Annotated in this window: 20 protein-coding genes; 15 read left to right on the top strand and 5 right to left on the bottom strand. The window is 66.1% G+C overall.

The genetic code is table 11. The features are described from left to right. Positions 1-5 precede the first annotated feature (5 nt). The 5 genes from R2770_15840 to R2770_15820 are packed head-to-tail and all read left to right on the top strand — an operon-like array spanning position 6 to position 4,864. The gene (locus tag R2770_15840; protein ID MEZ5281931.1) at positions 6-815 is read left to right on the top strand and encodes a hypothetical protein; all 810 of its coding nucleotides are present in this window, start codon (positions 6-8) and stop codon (positions 813-815) included. Continuing rightward, positions 812-1,438, top strand: a complete 627-nt coding sequence (locus tag R2770_15835; GenBank protein ID MEZ5281930.1) for a DUF4129 domain-containing protein — start codon at positions 812-814, stop codon at positions 1,436-1,438. The genes R2770_15840 and R2770_15835 overlap by 4 nt, the downstream gene beginning before the upstream one ends. Continuing rightward, positions 1,435-2,547, top strand: coding sequence for a DUF4350 domain-containing protein (locus R2770_15830; protein ID MEZ5281929.1), 1,113 nt, complete (start codon positions 1,435-1,437; stop codon positions 2,545-2,547). Before R2770_15835 ends, R2770_15830 begins: the two co-directional genes overlap by 4 nt. Continuing rightward, entirely contained in the window at positions 2,544-3,554 is a 1,011-nt protein-coding gene (locus R2770_15825) for a MoxR family ATPase (GenBank protein ID MEZ5281928.1), read from the top strand. Before R2770_15830 ends, R2770_15825 begins: the two co-directional genes overlap by 4 nt. Continuing rightward, positions 3,551-4,864, top strand: a complete 1,314-nt coding sequence (locus tag R2770_15820) for a DUF58 domain-containing protein (GenBank protein ID MEZ5281927.1) — start codon at positions 3,551-3,553, stop codon at positions 4,862-4,864. Before R2770_15825 ends, R2770_15820 begins: the two co-directional genes overlap by 4 nt. A 12-nt stretch (positions 4,865-4,876) precedes the next feature. On the opposite strand, the gene R2770_15815 is transcribed toward R2770_15820, so the two are convergent. Next, the gene (locus tag R2770_15815) at positions 4,877-5,878 is read right to left on the bottom strand and encodes a stage II sporulation protein M (GenBank protein ID MEZ5281926.1); all 1,002 of its coding nucleotides are present in this window, start codon (positions 5,876-5,878) and stop codon (positions 4,877-4,879) included. An 80-nt stretch (positions 5,879-5,958) separates the two neighbouring features. Between R2770_15815 and R2770_15810 the strand changes: the two genes are divergently transcribed. The 3 genes from R2770_15810 to mnmA are packed head-to-tail and all read left to right on the top strand — an operon-like array spanning position 5,959 to position 9,109. Further along, on the top strand, positions 5,959-6,903 hold the full coding sequence (locus tag R2770_15810; GenBank protein MEZ5281925.1) for an RDD family protein: 945 nt from the start codon (positions 5,959-5,961) through the stop codon (positions 6,901-6,903). A gap of 44 nt (positions 6,904-6,947) precedes the next feature. Next, positions 6,948-8,084, top strand: a complete 1,137-nt coding sequence (locus R2770_15805; protein MEZ5281924.1) for an aminotransferase class V-fold PLP-dependent enzyme — start codon at positions 6,948-6,950, stop codon at positions 8,082-8,084. Continuing rightward, positions 8,081-9,109 (top strand): tRNA 2-thiouridine(34) synthase MnmA, encoded by a 1,029-nt coding sequence (mnmA, locus tag R2770_15800; GenBank protein ID MEZ5281923.1) that lies wholly within the window; start codon positions 8,081-8,083, stop codon positions 9,107-9,109. Before R2770_15805 ends, mnmA begins: the two co-directional genes overlap by 4 nt. Positions 9,110-9,124: 15 nt before the next feature. Here mnmA and R2770_15795 read toward each other — a convergent pair whose 3' ends face one another. After that, positions 9,125-10,027 carry a hypothetical protein gene (locus R2770_15795; protein MEZ5281922.1) on the bottom strand — a complete coding sequence of 301 codons (903 nt, stop codon included), beginning with the start codon at positions 10,025-10,027 and terminating at the stop codon, positions 9,125-9,127. Positions 10,028-10,072: 45 nt separating this feature from the next. On the opposite strand from R2770_15795, the gene ligA reads away from it, so the two are divergent. Continuing rightward, entirely contained in the window at positions 10,073-12,118 is a 2,046-nt protein-coding gene (ligA, locus tag R2770_15790; GenBank protein ID MEZ5281921.1) for an NAD-dependent DNA ligase LigA, read from the top strand. A gap of 4 nt (positions 12,119-12,122) precedes the next feature. Here ligA and R2770_15785 read toward each other — a convergent pair whose 3' ends face one another. Next, positions 12,123-12,596, bottom strand: coding sequence for a hypothetical protein (locus R2770_15785; protein ID MEZ5281920.1), 474 nt, complete (start codon positions 12,594-12,596; stop codon positions 12,123-12,125). 111 nt (positions 12,597-12,707) lie between these two features. On the opposite strand from R2770_15785, the gene R2770_15780 reads away from it, so the two are divergent. Further along, the gene (locus R2770_15780) at positions 12,708-14,687 is read left to right on the top strand and encodes a PASTA domain-containing protein (protein MEZ5281919.1); all 1,980 of its coding nucleotides are present in this window, start codon (positions 12,708-12,710) and stop codon (positions 14,685-14,687) included. A 6-nt stretch (positions 14,688-14,693) separates the two neighbouring features. Beyond that, complete coding sequence (locus R2770_15775) at positions 14,694-16,187, top strand: MFS transporter (protein ID MEZ5281918.1); 1,494 nt, start codon at positions 14,694-14,696, stop codon at positions 16,185-16,187. A gap of 12 nt (positions 16,188-16,199) precedes the next feature. On the opposite strand, the gene R2770_15770 is transcribed toward R2770_15775, so the two are convergent. Next, a complete protein-coding gene (locus tag R2770_15770; GenBank protein MEZ5281917.1) occupies positions 16,200-16,613 on the bottom strand; it encodes an SCP2 sterol-binding domain-containing protein in 414 nt (137 codons plus the stop codon). A gap of 184 nt (positions 16,614-16,797) precedes the next feature. Here R2770_15770 and gatC point away from each other — a divergent pair, with 184 nt between their 5' ends. Genes gatC through R2770_15750 form a run of 4 tightly spaced genes read left to right on the top strand, consistent with a single transcriptional unit; the run spans position 16,798 to position 20,666 of the window. Next, positions 16,798-17,100, top strand: coding sequence for an Asp-tRNA(Asn)/Glu-tRNA(Gln) amidotransferase subunit GatC (gene gatC, locus R2770_15765; GenBank protein ID MEZ5281916.1), 303 nt, complete (start codon positions 16,798-16,800; stop codon positions 17,098-17,100). Further along, positions 17,097-18,542: an Asp-tRNA(Asn)/Glu-tRNA(Gln) amidotransferase subunit GatA gene (gene gatA, locus R2770_15760; protein ID MEZ5281915.1), complete on the top strand. Its 1,446-nt coding sequence runs from the start codon at positions 17,097-17,099 to the stop codon at positions 18,540-18,542. The genes gatC and gatA overlap by 4 nt, the downstream gene beginning before the upstream one ends. After that, positions 18,539-19,951, top strand: coding sequence for an Asp-tRNA(Asn)/Glu-tRNA(Gln) amidotransferase subunit GatB (gatB, locus tag R2770_15755; GenBank protein ID MEZ5281914.1), 1,413 nt, complete (start codon positions 18,539-18,541; stop codon positions 19,949-19,951). Before gatA ends, gatB begins: the two co-directional genes overlap by 4 nt. Continuing rightward, positions 19,944-20,666 (top strand): 2OG-Fe(II) oxygenase, encoded by a 723-nt coding sequence (locus R2770_15750; GenBank protein MEZ5281913.1) that lies wholly within the window; start codon positions 19,944-19,946, stop codon positions 20,664-20,666. The genes gatB and R2770_15750 overlap by 8 nt, the downstream gene beginning before the upstream one ends. A gap of 12 nt (positions 20,667-20,678) precedes the next feature. Here R2770_15750 and R2770_15745 read toward each other — a convergent pair whose 3' ends face one another. Further along, on the bottom strand, positions 20,679-21,089 hold the full coding sequence (locus R2770_15745; protein MEZ5281912.1) for a DUF4332 domain-containing protein: 411 nt from the start codon (positions 21,087-21,089) through the stop codon (positions 20,679-20,681). Positions 21,090-21,190: the final 101 nt, after the last annotated feature.

Genomic DNA, 21,190 nt, shown 5'->3' with positions numbered 1-21,190 from the left:
GGCTGGTGGCCGGTCTGGTGGAATCTCTGCGCCCCAGAGGCGCGTTGGAGATAGTCGACGACGCCGCCGTGCTGCTGCGACGGCACTTCAACGAGCTGTCGATCCTGGCTGCCCTGGCCGTGTTGCCAGGCGTGTTGGTGTGGCTCAGCAACGGATTGCGCAGCAGAGTCGAGGATGCAGGATCGTTCGATCCCCGAGTGGTGTTCTTCTCCGATGACCAGACGATCGACAACGGACTGGTCGTTCTGCAGCTGTTCCTGGACTCCTATGGCCTGGCCCTGTTGGCCTACGGCACCACTCAACTCGTCGTGGCCGAACTGCTGGGCGCCTCGATCACCCGTGGGGCCCTGCTGGTGGGCACTCTGAAGGCCGCGCCCCGCATCTTGGTGGTGTGGCTGATCGTGCACTTCCTCGAGTTGTTGGGCCTTGTCGCAGCGGGCATCGGGGCGATAATCGCCATGGTGGTGTTCGTGGTGGCGATACCGGTTCTGGCCGCTGAGCCAGTTGCGGTATTTGGGGTGCCCCGACGTTGCCTCGAGCTGACCAAGGGCCAGCGCGGCAGGGTTTTTGGCGTGGCGCTGGTGTCGGCCGTGTTGAGCGTCTTGATCGGTCTGGCGCTTTCGTTCACACCGACCGAGCTCACCGGCATCTTCCTGGACGGCCGTCCTCTGGTAATCGCCTCGGTTGTGTTCCAGAGCCTGGCCGGCATGGTCGCCGCCTCAATCACCGCCGGCGCGGCGGCACACGCGCACATCGACCTCAGGGTTCGCAGCGAAGGGCTCGACATCGACGTCAAGCTGAGGTCGATGGCGTGAGAGCCGACGACGCAGACGATCTTCGCAACCGCGCGGAGGAGATCTTGTCGCGGCCCCAGTTCCGCGAGCCAGAGCCGTCGCTGCTCGATCGGTTCTTCGGCTGGCTTGGCGAGCAGCTCGACCGCATCCTCAGCCCGGTCTTTGACGCTCTGGGCCTGGGCGGGGTGGGTGGTGGCATGGCCTGGCTGCTCCTGGTCGTCATCGCCGCAGTCGTCTTGTACGTGCTGGCAAAGGCAGTGGTGAACTGGCGGGCCGGTTCGGTCGATGACGCGTCGGCCGGGTTCACCGTCGAGGCCAGCCGGGGGTGGTCGGCCGCGCGGTGGCGTCAGGCAGCAGCCGAACACGAGAGCGCCGGGCGATGGGACCAAGCCGTTCGGTGTCACTACCGAGCGACCATGGCCGATCTGGCTGCAGCCAGGAAGATCACAGATGTGCCCGGTGCGACATCTGGTGTGTGGCAACAGGAGGCTTCCACCAACAGGGTCGATCCCGAGGCTCTGCACGACCTCACCGACGTGTTCGACGGTGTTTGGTACGGATCCGCGCAGGCGCAGGCCTCCGATGTCGAGCGGGCGCGCAGCTATGGCGGTGCCGTCGTGGCGTCGGCCGAGGACCGCCCGTGAATCGTTCCGTGTTCGTGATCGTCGCCGCGGTGTTGGTGCTGATCGTCGCCGCGGCGACCTTCTTCGGAGACGCGGACGAGCGCCGCGGCGGCCCCCCTCTGGATCCGCAGAGCACCATCGACGATGGTTCGGCCGCTGCGTGGATACTGGTCGAGCAGACGGGACGCAGCATCGAAATCGGTGAATTCGACCCTGGGTCGGCCACCAACGTGTTGGTCGACCCGGTCGCATTGGACCAACCGGGTATCGACCGGGTACAGACCTATGTCGAGTCGGGCGGGCAGGTGGTGTTGCTCGACCCCGACGAGCGTCTGGTCGAGCTTGCCGGCGCCGGAACGCTCGACGACGATCTGGCGTGCGATGTCGAGGGCTTCACCGATGTCGACTCGCTCACCACTGGGGTTGCTCGCGCAATCGCATCGCCTGCCGGTGCCCAGAGTTGCTTCGAGGTCGCTGATGGGTGGCTGGTCGTGTCGGCGCCGATGGGCACCGGACGTCTTGTGGCCGTGGGGTCGTCCCGCCCGTTCATGAACCAGTGGCTCGCCGCCGACGACAACGCTGCTTTCGTGGTCGGTGTCGTGGGCCTCACCGAAGGGCCCATCACAGTTGTGGCCACAGAGAGGTTCGCGGCGATAGGGGCCGGCGATCTGACCTTGATGGAGCTGATATCGCCGGTTGCCTGGAGCGTCGTTGCGATGGTCTTGGTGGTGCTGGCCTTCTATGCGCTCACCCGCTCGCGTCGACTGGGTAACCCGGTCGACGAGACAGACCTGGTCGAGATCGACGCAACCGAGCTGACCAAGGCCACGGCACGCTTGTACGAGCGCAGCAAAGCTCGAAGCGTGGGCACCACCCGCATGTACTCGTTGCTAGATGACGACCTCGGTCGGCGTTGGCGGATAGACCCCAGAGAAGCCGGAGCCGAAGCCGTCGCGACCAAGGTCAGGGCCTTGCCAGGCGAGCGGCCGCTTCTGAAAGAGGCGCTGGACCCGCGCGCACCCGAAGACGATGCGGGCTATGTGAGGCGCATCGGCGCCTTGGTGCAGGCTCGCAGGATCGTGACCGGATCCAAGCGCAAAGAAATTCAAGAGGAACGGAGTCCCACATGACCTTCGCCGACGGCGACAACGAACTCGGCGCCACCGCAGGTGGGTCGGCTCAAGGTGGTTCTTCGGCTCGCGACGCCATCGCCGCGGTCAGAGACGAGATTTCGAAGGTGATCGTCGGTCAGCAGGGCGTGGTCACAGGCATACTCACGGCAATCCTGGTCGACGGCCACGTACTGCTCGAGGGTGTGCCTGGTGTCGCCAAGACCCTCATGGTCTCCACTCTGGCGCGGGCGCTCGATCTCGAGACCCGCAGGGTTCAGTTCACGCCCGACCTGATGCCAAGCGATCTAACGGGTCAGTTGGTTCTGGACCCGGGTCGTGCCGAGTTCGTGTTCAGACACGGGCCGGTGTTCACCAACCTGCTTCTGGCAGACGAACTCAATCGCACCCCGCCCAAGACTCAGGCGGCGCTGCTGGAATCGATGCAGGAACGACAGGTGTCGGTGGGCGGAGCGACGCGTCCGCTGCCGAATCCCTTCGTGGTCATCGCAACCCAGAACCCCATCGAGTACGAGGGCACCTACCCGCTGCCCGAGGCCCAACTCGACCGCTTCTTGTTCCTGCTGCTGGTCGAATACCCCAGCGCCGAAGACGAGGTCGACATCATGCGTCGTCACCACAACGGTCTCGACCCGCGCGACCCGTCGGCGGCCGGTGTGACTCGCGTGGCGGGTCCTGCCGACCTGGCGGCGGCACGACAAGAGATCGACCGTATAGGCGTGGACGACAAGGTTCTGGAGTACATCGTGGCGTTGTCGCGGGCCACCCGCAGTGACGGCGCCGTCGAGCTGGGCGTTTCGCCTCGCGGTGCCACCATGTTGTTGCACGCGGCCAAGGCCTGGTCGTGGATGAGCGGCCGCTCGTTCGTGACCCCAGACGAGGTGCAGGCGATGGCCAGGCCGGCGCTTCGTCACCGCATCAGGCTGCGCGCCGATGTGGTTCTGGACGGCACCCGCCCCGACGAGGTCATTGCCGACATCCTCGCGACGGTGCCGGTTCCCCGATGATCGCATTGGGGCCCCGCGCCTGGATGGCTGCCGCGGCCTCTACCCCTGTGGCGCTTCTGGTTGCGTGGGCTTCGGGAAGCTGGGTGCTCGGCACCGCCTCGGCCGTCGTGGCCACGCTGGCGACGGTGGTTTTCGATGCATCGCTCTGTGCAGCGCCACAAACGATCGAGATCGAACGGGGCCTACCCCACTCGATAGTGGTTGGTTCCACCGGCGAGGTGGGCTGGGCGATACGTAACCGGGGTGTCAGAAAGGCCCAGCTTGCTGTCAGCGATTCGTTGTATCCGTCGCTGGGTGCCGAACGTCGTTTCGCGGTAGAGGTCGACGCCGGTGGGCAGGCGCTGGTGACGACCCAGATGAAGCCGACCAGGCGGGGCCGCTTCGAGCTCGAACAGCTGGTCGTGCGAAGCGTCGGACCACTGGGCGTGGGTGCCAGGCAACAGACCCGACAGATGCCCGAGCTGATTCGTGTGGTGCCCGCGTTTCACAGCAAACGCGAGGTCGAGCTCAGGATGCAACGCGCCCGTCTGCTCGACATCGGGTCGCGATCGGTCAGGGCGTTCGGCGGCGGAACCGAGTTCGATCAGCTCCGCGACTACACACCCGACGACCAGTTCCGCAACATCGACTGGGCCGCGACCGCTCGGAGCGGCCGAACGATCGTCAGGCAGTACCGCGCCGAGCAGCACGAGACCGTGCTGCTGGTTCTCGACAACGGGCGCCTGATGGCAGCGCGTGCAGGTGGTGTCACGCGTCTGGAACACGCCATGGACGCCGTGATGGCGCTGGCGTCCGTCACCAGTCGCATCGGTGACCTTTCGGGGCTGGTGACATTCGACTCGGAAGTTCGCGACGTGGTGGCACCGGCCCGGGGCACCCGTCACCTCAATCGTCTGACAGAGCACATGTTCGACCTCCAGCCCGTGCTGGGCGAGTCGGACTATGCGGCGCTGGCGGCCCAGGTGCTGGCTCGGTTTCGGCGTCGCACGACGGTGGTCTTGCTGACCGACCTGGCCCCGGCCGTGGTCGACTCTTCGCTGGCAGGCGCGGTGAAGGCGTTGGCCCTGCGCCACGACGTGGTGGTGGGCGCGGTGGTGGCATCGGAGGTCATGCGCTGGGTCGACACGGTTCCTTCCGAGGTCGGCGAGGCACACCTGGTGGCGGCCGCCGCGGCCGCGATGCAAGAGCGCAAGCGTGCTGAGACAGCGCTGCGTGCGGCCGGAGCCCGAGTTCTCGACGCCGAGGCCGGCAGGCTGGGGCCTGAACTGGTCGATCTGTACCTCACCCGAAAGGCGCTTGGCCGGCCGTGATGGTGGAGCGATTCAAACCGTGGGTGAGGCAAGCACGTCGTTGAACCGGCCGGTGGCACCGCGTGCTGCGCCCGCCCTGCCGGCCGGGATCGTCCACAGCCAGAACGCGACGAATGCCAGGACACCTATCAGCACGCGAACCAGGGTCGACAACGGCGACGGAGTGACGAAACCCTCGATCAGCGCCGCTAGGCCGAACACGGGTATCAAACCCAGCACCACCACGGCCGTACGTTGGCCCTCGGTGGCGAGGGCCTGCGACCTCGACCGGTCACCGGGGGCGATGATGCTCCAGCCCAGGCCCAGCCCGGCACCGCCCGCAACGACGATGGCGGTCAGCTCCAGGAGTCCGTGGGGCAAGATGAGACCCCAGAACAGGGTGCCGCTGCCCGAGGCGTGCATCAAACCGGCGGCCAGCCCCAGGTTGGCCCCGTTGTACGCCAGAATCCACAGGGTGCCGATGCCCAGCGTCAAGCCCAAGGCGAATGCGAAGAACGCCACCTGGACGTTGTTGAAGAAGACTTCGGTCGAGAACTGGCCCGCGGGGTCCGACGAGTAATAGTCCTCGAACTCTTCTTCGACGTAGGCCTCTCGAACATATGCCGGGGCCGAAGCCTGCAGGGCGGCGTCGCTGTTGGCCAGCCACAGCCCAAACGCCAGTGCAGGGCCAAACGTGATGAACAGAGCCAGCAATATCCGGTGTCGGTGAGCCCATATCGCCGATGGGAAGGTCACGGCGAAGAACTGTCTGAAGCCGCGAATCGCCGACGACCTCGAGCCGTAGATGGCGCCGTTTGCCATGCCCACCAGTTCGGTGAGCGACCCGATCAGCAGGGGGTCGGGCAGGTGTGTTCGCAGCTCGGACAGGTCTGCCGACGTCAGGTGGTACAGCTGCACCAGTTCGTCGATCTCGTTGGGCTGCAGCCGCGAGTTGCGCGAGGCAGCCCGCGACGCCAGAACCTCGAGGCGGTCCCAGCGCGGCTTTCTCAGTTCGACGAACTTCCCGATGTCCACCGCCACCAACGTTACGGCACTGCTGTTGATCAGCGGGCCCCTTCGGCACACCCGACTGAAGCTTCTGTAGCTTGGTGTCCATGCCGAGCCCCGCACGCGGAGCCACGACAGCCAGTGGGCGAACCGATACAGCCACCATTGCCAGCCCGTTCGTCGGCTCGACTGCGGGATCGATGTGCGTCGTCACCCCCGAGGGTGTTCTGCTCGAATTTCGTCCCTCGGGCATAGCGACGCGGGCCATGGGCCGCCTGATCGACCTGTTGATCATGGGCGTCGGGTTCTGGCTGACTTCGTTGGTGCTCGTGCTGATTGCGGGTTCGGTCGAAAACTGGGTGGTAATCGCGACATTCGTGGCGCTGTCGTTTCTGATGCTGTTCGGGTATCCGGTTGCACTCGAGGTTTTTGGAGGTGGGCGCACCCTGGGGCACCGGGCCACCGGCACCAGGGTGATCCGTATCGACGGCGGGCCGGTGCGGTTTCGCAACTCGGCTATCCGCTCGATCATGTTCCTGATCGACGGACCCGTCACCTTGGGTTTCGGTGGCGTGGTGTCGATCATCGCTTCGTCGCGCGGTCAACGGTTGGGCGATCAGGCGGCAGGAACAATGGTCGTGAAGCTCGCCAACAAGGAGGCGGCCGACTTCAGCACCGCCCAGGTTCCTGCCGGCTGTGAGAAGCTCGCCGAGCGCCTCGACATCGGCCGCGTATCGCGCTCGGATGTTCTGCTTGCCGTCGAGCTGTTGCGCCGCGGGTCGAAGATGAGGTTCGGCGCCCAGACCGACTTGGGCGAACGGGTCGCCGCCCACCTAGACCACAAGTTGGGTTCGGTCCGAACCCCCGGATTGCCCGTCGATCAGTTCCTGACAACTGTTGTCGCCGTTTGGGCGCGCTCGGGTGGACGCCGTCTGGACACCTACCGACTCGACGGTGGCGCCGGGGTAGGCGAGGCGCAGCCCGACCACCGGCGCCGCCATGCCGCAAGAGCTGCCCCCCTTGTGGCCGGCGGCTTCACGGCACCGGGCTGATGAGCCCCGAACGACTCGCCCGTCTAGACCAATAACCTGGCCTTGTGACCGAGCCGCTCACCGCCTACCTCGACTGTGCGGCGTCCACTCCTCTGCGCAGCGAGGCCTGGGACGCCATGGCGCCGATCCTTCGCGACGGCTTCGGCAACCCGTCGGGTCAACACGCAGTCGCGCGCTCTGCACGCAAGGCGTTGGAAGAGGCGCGCGACCAGGTCGCGTCGGTGGTTGGGGCCAGCCCTCACGATGTGGTGTTCACCAGCGGCGGAACCGAATCTGACAACCTGGCCATCAAGGGCTTGACCGACGCCGAAAGGCCCGTGGCGGTGTGCGGGGCGACCGAACACCACGCCATCCTCGATCCGGTCGTCGCAGGTCACGGCCGCGTGGCCGGCGTCGACGGACAGGGTCGGGTCGACCTCGATCGGCTCGCGTCGGCTCTGGGGCACGATGTGGGCGTGGTGTCGGTGATGGCGGTCAACAACGAGACGGGGGTGGTCGCCGACCTGGCAGCCGTGGCCGAGGTGGTCAGGGATCTTGCCCCCCATGCGGTGCTGCACACCGATGCGGTGCAGGCGGCCAACTGGCTCGACTTGGCAGATGTGTTCAGGCACGTCGACGCCATGAGTCTTGCCGGGCACAAGTTCGGCGGACCCAAGGGGACCGGCGCGCTTGTGCTGTCCGAGCGGGCGCGTCCGCGGCCGATGCTGATCGGAGGCGGCCAAGAGCACGAGCGGCGCTCTGGCACCCAGAACGTGGCAGGCGCGGTCGGATTCGCCGCTGCACTGGACGTAACGGCGCGCCAGCGCTCGCTGCAGTGCGCTCGCATCGGCGCCCTGTCCGATCGAATACTCAACGAGGTCTCGAACATCGAGAGTGTGCAGGTCACGGTCGAGCCATCGCTTCGGGTTCCGGGCATCTGCCACCTGACCACCGAGGTCAGCAGTGAAGACCTCTTGCTGTTGCTGGACCGCGAAGGTGTGATGGCTTCGGCGGCCTCTTCGTGTGCCAGCGGTGCACTCGAGCCGTCCCACGTGTTGGTCGCCATGGGCCGCTCTGAAAGGCAGGCGGCCGGAGCCCTGCGCATATCCATGGCTCATAGCACCGTCGACGCCGAGGTCGATCGCCTGCTGCAGGTGCTTCCCGGCCTGGTTTCACGGTTGTCGGGCGGTCGGTCGCGATGAGGGTGTTGGTAGCGATGTCGGGCGGAGTCGATTCGTCGGTGGCCGCGGCCTTGATGGTCGAGCGCGGTCACGATGTCGAGGGTGTGACGCTGCGCCTGTGGGGCGGCGACTCCGACTCGGGGTGCTGCTCGGTTTCCGACGTCGACGACGCCAGACGCGTCGCCCAACAACTCGGGATAGTGCACCACGTGTTCAACTACGCGGATCGGTTCACCGATGCCGTTGTGCAGCCCTACGTCGACGCCCACGCTCAGGGTCTTACGCCGAACCCGTGCATAGCGTGCAACCGGCACATCAAGTTCGACCTCTTGGTCGATCGGGCCGACCTGCTCGGATTCGATGTCTTGGTGACCGGACACCATGTACGCAAGGTCGAGGTCGACGGCCGCCCGCGGTTGGCCAGATCGGCCGACCAAGCCAAAGACCAGTCGTACGTGCTGCACATGATCGACGAGGACGTGCTGGCGCGCTGCGAGTTCCCGCTGGGCGAGATGACAAAGGCCGACGTGCGAGCCCGCGCCGCGGAGCTGGGGCTGCGAACCGCAGACAAACCCGAGAGCCAAGACGTGTGTTTCATCACCTCGGTCGAGGGCAGGGCCCGGTTCCTGGGCAGCCGTATTCCCCTGCACGAGGCCGAGCTCGTCGACACCGATGGCAACACGGTCGGGCGCACCCAGGCCGTCGAGCTGATAACCATCGGTCAAAGGCGCGGTCTCGACCTTGGTGGCTCGACCGTCAGGCGCTACGCAGTCGACGTCGACGTCGCCGGTCGCCGGGTAGTGGTCGGAACAGCCGACGAGCTCGACACGTCCAACGTTGCGTTGACCGACCATCGATGGGTTAGCGGCCCGGTCGCCGGTGGGGTGCTGGCCCAGGTCTCGGCCCACGGCCGGCCTGCTGCGGCCACGCTGACGCCCCAAGGTGATCTGGTGTGGGACGAACCGCAACGCAAGGTCGCGCCGGGGCAGTCGGTGGTGTTCTATCGCGACGACGTGGTGCTGGGCGGTGCTCAGGCCGCGCCGTGACGCCAAGCGCCGGGCTCACGCCCGGCCCAGCCCCCTGGACCTGGCCGCGGTGACGAACGCCAGCGGCCGGGTCGGCACCACGTAGACCTTGCCCACCTTGGCCACGGCGGCCGCCTGGCCCTTGCCAGTTCGGGGCACGCATTCGACGACGTTTGTGAGGGCGATCTCTATGACGGCGCCGGGCGAATCACCCGTGGCGTCCAGAACTGAGTCGTCCTCGAGTTCGGCCTCTGGTGGCGCGGGACCCACCGATGCGACCGTCGACTTGATCATCAAGAACGCCTCGCGGGTTGCCAGGTGGTCGTGCAGAACCAACCCGGCGGGCACCAGCACCAACCATCTGCGCGCCAGTCCGTTGAGGGCGCGGGCAGCGATCATCGCCAAGTACAGGCCGACGACGAAGGTGACGGACCCGATGATCCAGCGCTCGTTGGCCAACATGATCGGGCCGGTGAGGACCCCGCCTACGAACAACATGACCCCCAGAGGAAGGCCAACCAGGGCCAACGCCATCGGCACCCTGAGGCTGAAGCGCAGCTCGTCGCCGTAGGAGGCGCCGTCTATCCATGCCTCGCCGACGAAGGGGCTGAGGCTGGTGGCAAGCACCACCAACGGAGGCGTGATGGCCCATGCCACTTCCGAAGCAGACAGGTCGGCCACGATCAGTGCGACAACCACCGCTACCAGGCCGGTGACGGTGGCCAGCCGCAGGGTTACCAGGGTGGCGGGTAGGCGCACGGCGACGCTGGTCAGCGCAACACCCCACAGGGCCCACGCACCCACACCGATGATCCAGCGCCCGGCCGTGGAGAGATCGGCCACCGACGCCTCGATGGCGTCACCGCTGCCGGCGATGGCGGCGGCCAGGGTGACGGCGAGCACGATCTGGTGGGTACGGCGAATGGTCAGGCGCGACACGGCGTGAAACGTTAGCTGTCCCGGGGCATCGGTAGAGTCCTGGCCGTGGAGTCACCGTCGAACCCCGATTCTGCCAGCCCCGACCCTGCCGACCGGGTCGATCAGCTGCGCCGCGCCATCACCCAGCACAACCGCGCCTATTACGCAGGCGCGCCCACGGTGCCCGACGCCGACTACGACGCGCTGGTGCGCGAGTTGAAACAACTCGAGGCGACCTATCCCGAACTGGCCGATGTCGAATCTCCGACCGCCACCGTCGGTGCGCCGGCGGCCTTCTCTCCCGTGGCCCACGCGGTCGCCATGACCTCGCTCGACAATGCGATGGACCACGACGAGCTCGACGCGTGGCACGAACGGGTTGCGCGCTCGCTCGCCGATGCCGGGGTCGATTCGCCCCGCTTCGTGTGCGAGCTCAAGTTCGACGGGCTGGCCATTTCGATTCGCTACGAGCACGGCCGATACACACAGGCGGCGACGCGGGGCGACGGGCGTGTCGGCGAAGACGTCACAGCCAACGTCGCTACCATCGCAGACGTTCCCCAGTCGCTGGCGGGCGATGCCCCCGAGGTGCTCGAGGTCAGGGGCGAGGTCTACATGCCGGTCTCGGCCTTCGATGCCCTGAACGAGCGCATGCTCGACGAGGGCAAGCAGATCTATGCGAACCCTCGCAACACGGCCGCCGGTTCGCTGCGCCAGAAGAACCCCCAAATCACCGCCCAGCGGGCTCTCAGGTTCTGGAGCTACGGCTTGGGGCAACTGGTCGGTATCGACGAACCGGCTACGTCGAGCCAGATGTTCGACGCGCTCGCCGCGTTTGGCCTGCCGGTCAACCCCGAGATCCGAACGGTTGGTTCCATCGCCGACGTCCACGCCTTTTGCCGCCACTGGGAACAGCACCGCCACGACCCCGACTACGAGATCGACGGCGTGGTGGTGAAGCTCGAATCGATCGCACACCGCAACCTGTTGGGCTATACCAGCCGGGCTCCTCGGTGGGCCATAGCGTTCAAGTTCCCGCCCGAGGAGAAGACCACCTTGTTGCGCGACATCATGGTGTCGATCGGGCGCACAGGCAGGGCCACACCGTTCGCCATGCTCGAGCCGGTGTTCGTCGGGGGCTCGACGGTAGGTGTTGCCACCCTTCACAACGAAGACCAGGTGCGTCTGAAAGATGTCCGGCCTGGCGACTCGGTCATCGTGCGCAAGGCGGGTGATGTCATCCCCGAGGTGGTCGGGCCGGTGCTGGCGAAACGGCCCGCTGAGTCGACGCCTTGGCAGTTTCCTACCAACTGCCCCCGCTGCGCCACCCCGCTGGTGCGCGGCGAGGGCGACGCCAACACGTTCTGTCCGAACCGTCGGTGTCCGGCGCGGGTCGAGCAAGGCCTGGCCCACTTCTCGGGGCGAGGTGCCATGGACATCGAGGGGTTGGGAGAGCGCACAGTCATCGCCCTGGTCGAGTCGGGGCTTGCGTCGGACGTGGCCGACCTATACGCGCTGACCCTCGACGACGTGTTGGGCCTCGAGGGATTTGGCGAGGTCAGCGCCGGCAACCTGTTGGCTTCCATCGACGCCAGCCGCGACCGACCCCTGCGCAACGTGCTGATCGGTTTGGGTATAGAGCACATGGGTCCCACCGCTTCAGAGGCCATCGCCCGTCGTTTCCGATCGATGGATGCCATCGTCGACGCCACCGCGGAAGACATCGCATCCATCGATGGCATCGGCCCCACCATCGCGGCCAGCGTTGCCGGCTTCTTCTCCGACGATGCCAACCGGGCGGTGGTCGGCAAGCTCGCCGACAACGGTGTCAGGCTCGATCGCGTCGACGTAGCCGAGGTTCAGCAGGTGCTCGACGGCAAGTCGGTGGTGGTCACGGGCACCGTCGAGGGTTATACCCGCGACGAGGCCACGGCGGCCATCAAAGACCGCGGCGGCAAGGCGCCTGGCTCGGTGTCGAAGAACACGTTTGCCTTGGTGGTGGGCGAAGGCGCCGGCGCCAGCAAGCTGACCAAGGCCGAGTCGCTCGGAATTCCGATGCTCGATGCCGAAGGCTTTGCCCACCTGCTCGAAACCGGCGAGCTGCCCGTTTGAGTCTTCAGGTGGTGGTGAACCGCCAGCCGATGGTTCTGACCTCGTCGTCCACCACCTGGTTGACGATCACGGCAGTGACCCTGACCTCGCCGACCTCGAACACCTCGATGACCCGTCCGGGCCCGGGGTCGAACGTGTAGATACCCAGGGCGTCACCTGCCGTGCTGACCTCGGATGGAGGTATTGCCACACCGTTGATGCTGAGTTGTGTCAACTCCCAGCCGGTGGCCAGGTCGATGGTCACGGTGGTCTGTCTGGGCTGGATCGACCCGTCGGTCGGAAACACCGAGTCGACCGCCAGGTCGAGCTGTGGTTTGGTCTCGGGGTCGCCACCCAGTGCGCCGGCGAAATAGAACGCTGCCGCGGCAAGGCACAGCCCGGTGGTGATGACTATGCGGGGAAGCCACTTCTCCCGGAACCCGTCACCGGGCTCGAACTTCGGGTACTTCTTGCGGTCGTCGCGGTTGGATCTGGCCACCCACACAGTCTGGCCGGTTCGGTGGTCGATCCACCCTCCACCACGGTCAAGTGGGGCAGTGAACGCCCGTGGTGACGAATTCGCCGCATGTTTCGGTACTGTCGGACATCGATGGCGACCACGACTGCGAAGGACGAATCGGCACCGGTCCTCGAGAATCGCTATCGCCTCGTCGCCCAACTGGGCTTCGGAGGCTCGGCACACGTCTACCTGGCCGACGACTTGCGGTTGCGTCGGCGCGTTGCGGTGAAGGTTCTGCATCCGGCGCTGGTGGGCAAGCCCGGGTTTGCCGAGCGGTTCGCCCACGAGGCCCAGAGCGCAGCGTCGTTCAGTCATCCACACGTCGTAGCGGTTCACGACTGGGGCGAGTGTGAGTTCGGGCCCTATCTGGTCACCGAGTATCTGGGCGGTGGCAGCCTTCACGGAATCATCGCCGCGGGCCACACCCTGACCCCCGCTCAGGCGGTCAAGGTCGGCCTCGAAGCCACCAGCGGTCTGGCGGCCGCCCACCAGCGAGGAATGGTCCACCGCGACGTCAAACCGGCGAATCTGCTGTTCGATCGCGGCGGGCGGCTGCGTGTGGCCGACTTTGGGCTCGTGCAGGTGCTCGGAGACACCGGCCTCACCGAGCCCGACTCGGCGGTGCTGGGAACGCTTCGATACGCGGCCCCCGAGCGGAGCAGGCCGGGCAGGGCGGATGGACGGACCGACGTGTACAGCCTGGCCGTCAGCCTGGTCGAGGCGGTGACCGGGGCAGTTCCCGGCCCGGTCGAGGATCCGCTCGAACTGCTTGCATTCCGCAGCACCAACGATCTCGAGGTGCCAGACATCTTTGGCCCCGCTGCAGAACCCCTGAGGCGGGCGGGTTCGGTCGAGGTAGGCGACAGGCCCACCGCGCTGGAGCTGATGCGCGAACTGGTGCGTTCTACCGAGGGCTTCGAGGCGCCAGGGGCCCTGCCCCTGGCCGGTTCGCTGCTGAACGTGGACGCGCTCGACACTGTCGACCCACAGTCGAGCCGATGGGCGGGCATCACGCTTCCAAGGGCCGCCGGCGCGGATCCCGACGCCACCCAGCCGGTCGGCGAACAAACCCAGGTGGGTGGGGCACTGTTCGATGATCCGGCGGCCGGATCTGCAGCGGTTGATGCCGCTGCCGACACAACGAAGCGCTCGCCGGGGGTCAGCGCGCGTCGAGGCCTCTGGCTGTTGGGTTCGGCTGCTGTTCTGGTGGCCATGGTCGCGGCAGCCATGTACCTGGTTTCGAGCCCCGAAACCGAGGCCGTTCCCTTGTTCGATCTCGGAGACCTGCGCAACAGCGATATCACCGAGGTGCGCTCGCTGGCAGACGCCAACGGTTGGGTGTTGGACGAGAAGCAGGTTCGAAGCGATGGATTCGAGAAGGGCACCGTCGTTCGTCAATCGCCAGAGGCCGGCTCGAAGCTGCCCGCCGATTTCGGCGTGACCGTCGATGTGGTCGTGGGTCCGCGGCTGACGATGGTGCCTTGGGTGGTGGGCCTGGAAGAACAGGCGGCCATCGAGCGCCTCGAGTCTCGGGGCTTTGGCGTCATCAGCCGCGAGCCACGTTTCGACGAGCAGGTTCCGGCCGGCGACGTGATGAGCGCAACCATCGACGGCGACTCGGTCGAGCCCGGACGCCTGCTGGAACCCGGCGTGTCGTTCGAGCTGGTGGTGTCGAGCGGCCCGGTCCCGCGAAGTGTTCCTAATCTGGTGGGGCTCACCCGTGACGAAGCTGCTGCCGCCGTTGCCCAGGTGCAGCTGAATCTGGTCGAGGAAGAAGAGCAGTTCTCCGAGACGGTGCCGGCCGGAGTTGTCATTTCGCAGAGCGTGTCTGCGTCGGTGGAACTGCCCCGTGGGTCGACCGTGGCGATTCGTGTCTCGAAAGGCCCAGATCGACGCGCGGTTCCAGATGTCGAAGGCATGACCATCGAAGAGGCCACGGCTGCACTGGAAGCGGTGGGTTTGGTGCGGTCGGGTGTTGCCGGGGGCGGCAACATCGTCGAATCGTCCAGTCCCGGTGCCGGAACTCTGCTGAAGCCGGGGGAGTCGGTCGAGCTCTGGGCTCCCCGGTAGCAGTTCGTGGGTTCACGCGATCAGTTTCACCGGCTCCGCGTCGGCGCGGCCGGAGCCACGCCAGTCACGTCGATACCGTGGCCGATCCTCTTCCGGCGCCGGGTGGCGCGGCGGCTCGAACGAAGCCCGCGCTATGGCGGTTATGTCCTCGGCGTGGCGCTGGCCGGAATGTTCTCGGTTGCGTTCACGGTGACGATCCTGGGCGTTGCCATCCGCGACATCGCCGCCGAGTTCGATGCGTCGGAGTCGGTTGTCTCGTGGGTCATCACGGGGCCGATTCTCGCGGTGGCGCTGGTCGGCCCGGCCCTGGGCCGTGCGGGCGACATGTTCGGCCACCGGCGGATGTACCTGCTGTCGATGGGGCTGTCGGCGGTGTTCGCCCTGATGATCGCGCTGAGCTGGAACGAATGGTCGCTGATCACGTTCCGGGTTCTGGGAGCCATCGGCGGAGCGGCGACCGGGCCGTCTGCCATGGCGATGATCAACCGGGCCTTCGAGCCCGAACGGCGGGTCCAGGCCATGGGCTATTGGTCGATGGTGGGGGCTGGCGCTCCGGTCCTGGGGGTTGTGTTCGGCGGGCCGATCGTCGACAACTACAACTGGCGCTGGATCTTTGTGTTTCAGGCGCCGCTTTCGTTGCTGGCGGTGTTGTTGGCAGCACTTGTATTGCCAGAGACCTCCCGAGAAGACGGCCTCTCGTTCGACTGGCGCGGCGCCGTGGCCCTCGGAACCGTCGTAGGTTTCGTGTTGTTGGTGGTCAATCGCGGGGCGGCGTGGGGCCTCACGTCGCCGGCAGTGGTGTTGGGCCTGGTGGGCATACCCCTGGCCGGCTGGTGGTTCTGGTCGATCGAGCGGCGCGGGCAGGCGCCGCTGTTTCCTCCTCACTACGCCCGGATGCGCAACGTCAGCGCACCCATCATCGCCCAGCTGACGATGAACTTCGCCTACATGGGTGGCTTCATCTTGACTCCACTGCTGCTGCAGGATGACTCGACCTTCGGCTTCACCGCCACCAAGGCCGGCTTGTACACGATTGCAAGGCCGCTCACGTTTGCCGTTGTCGGGCCGCTGATGGGATGGCTGGCGCTGAAGGTGGGCGAGCGCACCAATGCCGTCGTCGGATCTAGCGCCTTGTTCGGGTCGATGCTGATACTGGCGCTTGGGGCGTCGAGGCTCGACGACACCCTGATCCTTCTGGGTCTGGCCATCTCGGGTTTCGGGCTCGGCACAGCGGGCCCGTCGCTCACCGCCGTGATGGCCAACGCCGTCGACGAGTCGGACTTCGGCATTGCCGGCGCGGCTCAACAGATGGCATCGCAGGTCGGGGTGGTGATCGGCATCGAGTTGATGCAGGCGGTGCAGATCGGGGGAGAAGCAACCGCAGGCGTCGCAGATTCGTTTGCCCGCGCCTACCTGGTCGGTGGGCTGGTGTCGGGGTTGGCGATATTCGCCGCGGCCAGGGTCGTGTCGACCGAGCGAGCCGACCACGCTGCCGCGTGAGCGACCATTGCGCTATTCGGCGGTCAGTGACCGGAGGCGGCGAGCAACCTCGAGGTGGATCTCGTCAGGTGCAGCAGCGTTGGCCTGGGCGATCATCAGCTTGGCCATGTCGCCCTGGATCGCGATGCGGCCGGACATGAACGCCTGCATGATCTCCTGTGGATCCTGAGCCAGGAACAGGGTCTTGGCGGTTGCGTAGTCGGTGGTGATGGTCACGTCGGCCTCGTCGCTGTGCCCGCGCAGCACTTCGGCCAGACCCGACCTGGTGTCGACACACAACTCGAGTACGCCGTCACCAAATGGCACATCGTTGACGGTCTGGTTCATCACGATCGAGTCCGACGGTGGGTCGATGCGATCCTTGTACTCGTCCTGCAGGGCCAGCACGGCGTCGATCCATTCGTCGGTGAGAAAGGTGTGGGTCATGGTTTCCTCTATGGTGGCGAGTTCGGCGGCGGCCTGGGGCGGGTCGGCCTGGCTGGTTGTGCCACACCGATAACATCTCTGAGTCGGTCGACCACGGTAACCCCGTTCCAAACCGGTAATCGACTGGCAGTGGTCGGTGTTTCCGTGCCCTCCAATTATCGCCCGCTCACGAAGGGAACCGCCGGTGACGCAGAGGATCTCCAGAGACGAGGTGGCCCACGTCGCCCACCTCGCCAGGCTCCGACTCGACGACGCCGGACTGGACCATTTCACCTCACACCTGGCCAGCGTGCTGGGTCACGCAGCCGAGATCGAGGCCCTCGACCTCAGCGATGTGCCTCCGATGGTTCACCCGATGCCACTGGTCAACGTCATGCGAGATGACGTCGTCGATCTCGAGGTGAACAGGGCCGAGGTGTTGTCGCAGGCGCCCGACTCGTCCGACGGCTTCTTCGTGGTGCCACCGATCCTGGGCGACGACCGATGAGCTTTGAGACCGCATCCCAGATAGCCGAGTTGGTGCGATCGGGCCAGCGATCGGCTGTCGACGTGGTGGATGAACACCTCTCGCGCATCGACGCTCGCGACGGCGACATCAACGCCTTCAACCTGGTGTTGCGCGACGAGGCCCGCGCCAGGGCCGAGGCCATCGATGCCGACATCGCGTCCGGGCGCGACCCTGGCCGGTTGGCAGGCGTGCCCGTGGCTCTCAAAGACAACATGTGCACCAGGGGCGTACCCACCACCTGTTCGTCGAAGATCCTCGCCGATTGGCGGCCGCCCTATGACGCCACAGTCGTCGAGCGACTGGTCGCCCAAGGGGCGGTAGTGGTTGGCAAGACCAACCTCGACGAGTTCGCCATGGGCTCGTCCACCGAGAATTCGGCATTCGGGCCCACCCGCAACCCCCACGACCTTTCGCGCGTGCCCGGCGGCAGCTCTGGTGGCAGTGCAGCGGCCGTGGCCGCCGGGTTCGCACCCGTGGCCCTGGGGTCCGACACTGGCGGTTCCATTCGCCAGCCTGCGGCGCTGTGCGGAGTTGTTGGCGTCAAGCCCACGTACGGCACCGTGTCACGGTATGGCCTGGTCGCGTTCGCTTCGTCGCTCGATCAGATAGGCCCGTTTGCAGGCGATGTGACCGGCGCGGCTGTGACCCTGGAGGCCATCAGCGGGCACGACCGGCTCGACTCGACCTCTATCGACCAGCCGGCGCTGGACCTGGTCTCCCAACTCGACGCCGGAGTTGACGGCCTTCGCATCGGTGTTGTCGCCGAGTTGGCATCGGCCGCTGACCCAGATGTTCAGGCGCGCGTCGACGCGGCGCTTCAGGCGCTGGCCGCACAAGGCGCCGACATCGTCGAGGTCTCGGTACCCGCCATCACCTATGGGTTGACGGCGTACTACCTGATCGCCCCGGCCGAAGCGTCGTCGAACCTGGCGCGTTTCGACGGTGTCAGGTACGGCCTCAGGGTCGACGGAGCCGACGTGCACGAGATGATGGTCAACACCCGCACCGCCGGTTTCGGCGACGAGGTGAAGGCACGCATCATGTTGGGCACCTATGCGCTGTCAGCCGGCTATTACGACGCGTTCTACGGCAAGGCCCAGCGGCTGCGCACGCTGGTGCGGCGCGACTTCGACGCCGCCTACACCAACGTCGACGTGTTGATTTCGGCCACTTCGCCCAGCGTGGCGTTCGAGTTCGGCGCCAAGTCCGACCCGCTGGCCATGTACAAGTGCGACGTGTGCACCATCCCCAGCAACCTGGGCGGCGATCCGGCCATGTCGGTGCCGTTTGGCACCGGTGACCACGGCCTGCCCGTTGGGGTGCAGGTACTGGCGCCCCCCGCGGGCGAGCAGATGATGTTCAGGGTTGCGGCCGCCATCGAAAGGGCCAACACCAACCGCCAGGGAGGGGACGACCGATGACCGACACGACCTGGGAAACCGTTGTGGGGCTCGAGGTTCACGTCGAGCTCGCAACCAAGACCAAGCTGTTCTCGCCTGCCCCCAACCGCTTCGGCGACGAACCCAACACCAACGTTTCACCGGTCTGCCTTGGCCTTCCCGGAGTGCTGCCGGTTCTGAACCGCAAGGCGGTCGAGTTGGCGATCAAGCTGGGCTTGGCCCTCGAGTGCACTGTTCAGCCATCGGTGTTTGCCCGCAAGAACTACTTCTATCCCGACATGACCAAGAACTTCCAGACGAGCCAATACGACCGGCCAATCTGTGTAGACGGTCGACTCGAACTGCCCGACGGAACCATGGTGCGCATCGAGCGCGCCCATCTGGAGGAAGACGCGGGCAAGTCGACCCACGTTGGTGGCGATGCCGGCAGGGTCACAGGCGCCGATTATTCCAAGATCGACTACAACCGGGCCGGGGTGCCGCTGCTGGAGATCGTCAGCCACCCAGACATGCGATCTGCCGAACAGGCGCGGGCCTACGCCGAAGAGTTGAGGGCAATTCTGGTAGCGACCGGAACCTCCGATGCCAGGCTCGAAGAAGGGTCGATGCGTGTCGACGCCAACGTCAGCGTCCGGCCCGCGGGCTCTACCGAGCTGCGCACACGCTGCGAGATCAAGAACGTCAACTCGTTTCGGTCGCTCGGCAGAGCCATCGAGTACGAGGCCAGGCGTCACATCGCGCTGTACGAGCGCGGCGAGGCTCCGGTGCAAGAGACCCGCCACTGGAACGAGGACGACGGGCGCACCCACACCCTGCGCACCAAGGAAGACTCACACGATTATCGCTACTTCGACGAACCCGACCTGGTGCCGTTGGTTCCAGACTCCGAGCTGGTCGAGCGGATCCGAGCGACCCTTCCTACGCTCCCGGCACAGCGGCGTCATGCAGTCATCGACGCGACTGCCGCCACGGGCGAACAGGCCGCCGTGATCGTGGGGCGTGACCTCGACGACCTGGTGGTTCAGAGCGCGGGCCTCGGAGTCGACCGGGTGCGGCTGGTCAACCATGCGGTCAACAACCTCTCCGAGGGGGCTGGCATGCTCACGGCCGAGTCGTTTGCCTCTCTGGTGTCGATGGAGGTCGACGGCCAGCTCACGGCCACCCAGGCCAAGACCGTCCTGGCCGACCTGGTTCAGGGTGGGGGAGACCCGGCCCAGGTGGCCGCGGCCCACGGTTTCGAGGCCATGGCGGTCGACGAACTCGAGACCCTGGTCGACGAGGCGATTGCCGCAGATCCCGAGGCGTGGCAGAAGTTCTGCGCCGGCGAAGACCGTGTTCAGGGCGCCTTCGTTGGCTACATCATGAAGGCGACGCGGGGCCAGGCCGACGGCAAGGCGGTTTCGGCGCTGTTGCGCGCCAAACGTGGCTGACCATTTTCTCGGTAACGAGATCGAAGGCCCCGAGAGCGGGTGGCCCGAGGTTTGCGTCGATCCGATGATGCTGGAACGCGCTGTCGCCGGCCTTCGAACCGAGGGTCTGGCGGTGGAACCGGAGGCCTTGCCCCTGCCGGTGCTGGTGGCGCTGCGCGACGACCTCGAGGCTCATGGGGCTGACGAGTTCAGCCGGGCTGGTGTGGGACGAGAGGTGACCCACCAAACCCGGCCCGACATTCGAAGCGACAGGATCGTGTGGCTCGATGCCGATCGACCGGCGACCCGGTGGCTGTTCGCATGGGTCGAGCAGCTGCGGCTGGAGTTGAACCGGCAGCTCTTCCTCGGCCTGTTCGACTACGAGTGCCACTATGCCTGGTACCCGCAAGGGGCTTTCTACAAGGTCCACCTCGACGCGTTCAGAGGTGGTGGAAACCGCGTGGTGTCGACGGTTCTGTACCTGAATCAGGACTGGGCGCCCGGCGATGGCGGTGAACTGGTTGTGTACAAGGCGAGGCCCGCAGATGAGCCCTTTGTCTCCGACACCGTTCTGGCCGTCGTCGAGCCCCGCATGGGAACTCTTGCGGGGTTCCTCAGCGCGGAGATGCCTCACGAGGTGCTGCCCACCAACCGCACCAGATACAGCGTGGCCGGGTGGTACCGCCTCAATGCCAACGGCGGGCCGATGGTCGACCCGCCGTTGCTGAACGTTTGAGTTGCGGATCGCTCAGTACTTGACGACTGGGTCGAGTTCCTTGGCGTGATCGATCCAGCGCTGCACCTGTGACTCGACGGGAACCTGGCGAACCAGCTTGTTCTTGCGGCGAGCGTTGGCGGCGGTCATGGCCTCTGAGAGGTTGTCGGCGCGGCGACGGCGAAGTTCTTTCACCGTGTCGACGCCGGCGGCCTCCAACAGGTCGCTGTATTGGGTCGAGACACCACGTACACGGAACAGGTCGGCTCGGTTGACCCAGCCGAGGACGCGCTTTTCGTCGATGCCACAAGCTTCGGCGAGTTCCTTGCGTCCTTTGCGGGTCGCCCCTGCCTCGAGCAGCTTCTCGCAAGAGCGGATGCCGTTCTCGGCGAGCTTCTTCTGATACTTCGGGCCAATGCCCTCGATGCAGGTGATTGCGGTCATTTACGGGTCCTCCCCGTCTAGCGTGCGCAACGGTCAGAGTAGGGGGTCGACCAAATAGACGGGCGGATGTAGGACTTCCGCCCCAATAGATAGAGCGGATG

It is taken from the genome of Acidimicrobiales bacterium (assembly GCA_041394185.1).
In the GTDB taxonomy this organism is placed as follows: Bacteria; Actinomycetota; Acidimicrobiia; order Acidimicrobiales; family Poriferisodalaceae; genus JAAETH01.
Note: the sequence above shows the minus strand (reverse complement) of the source record. Positions and strands in the feature narration are given on the sequence as shown.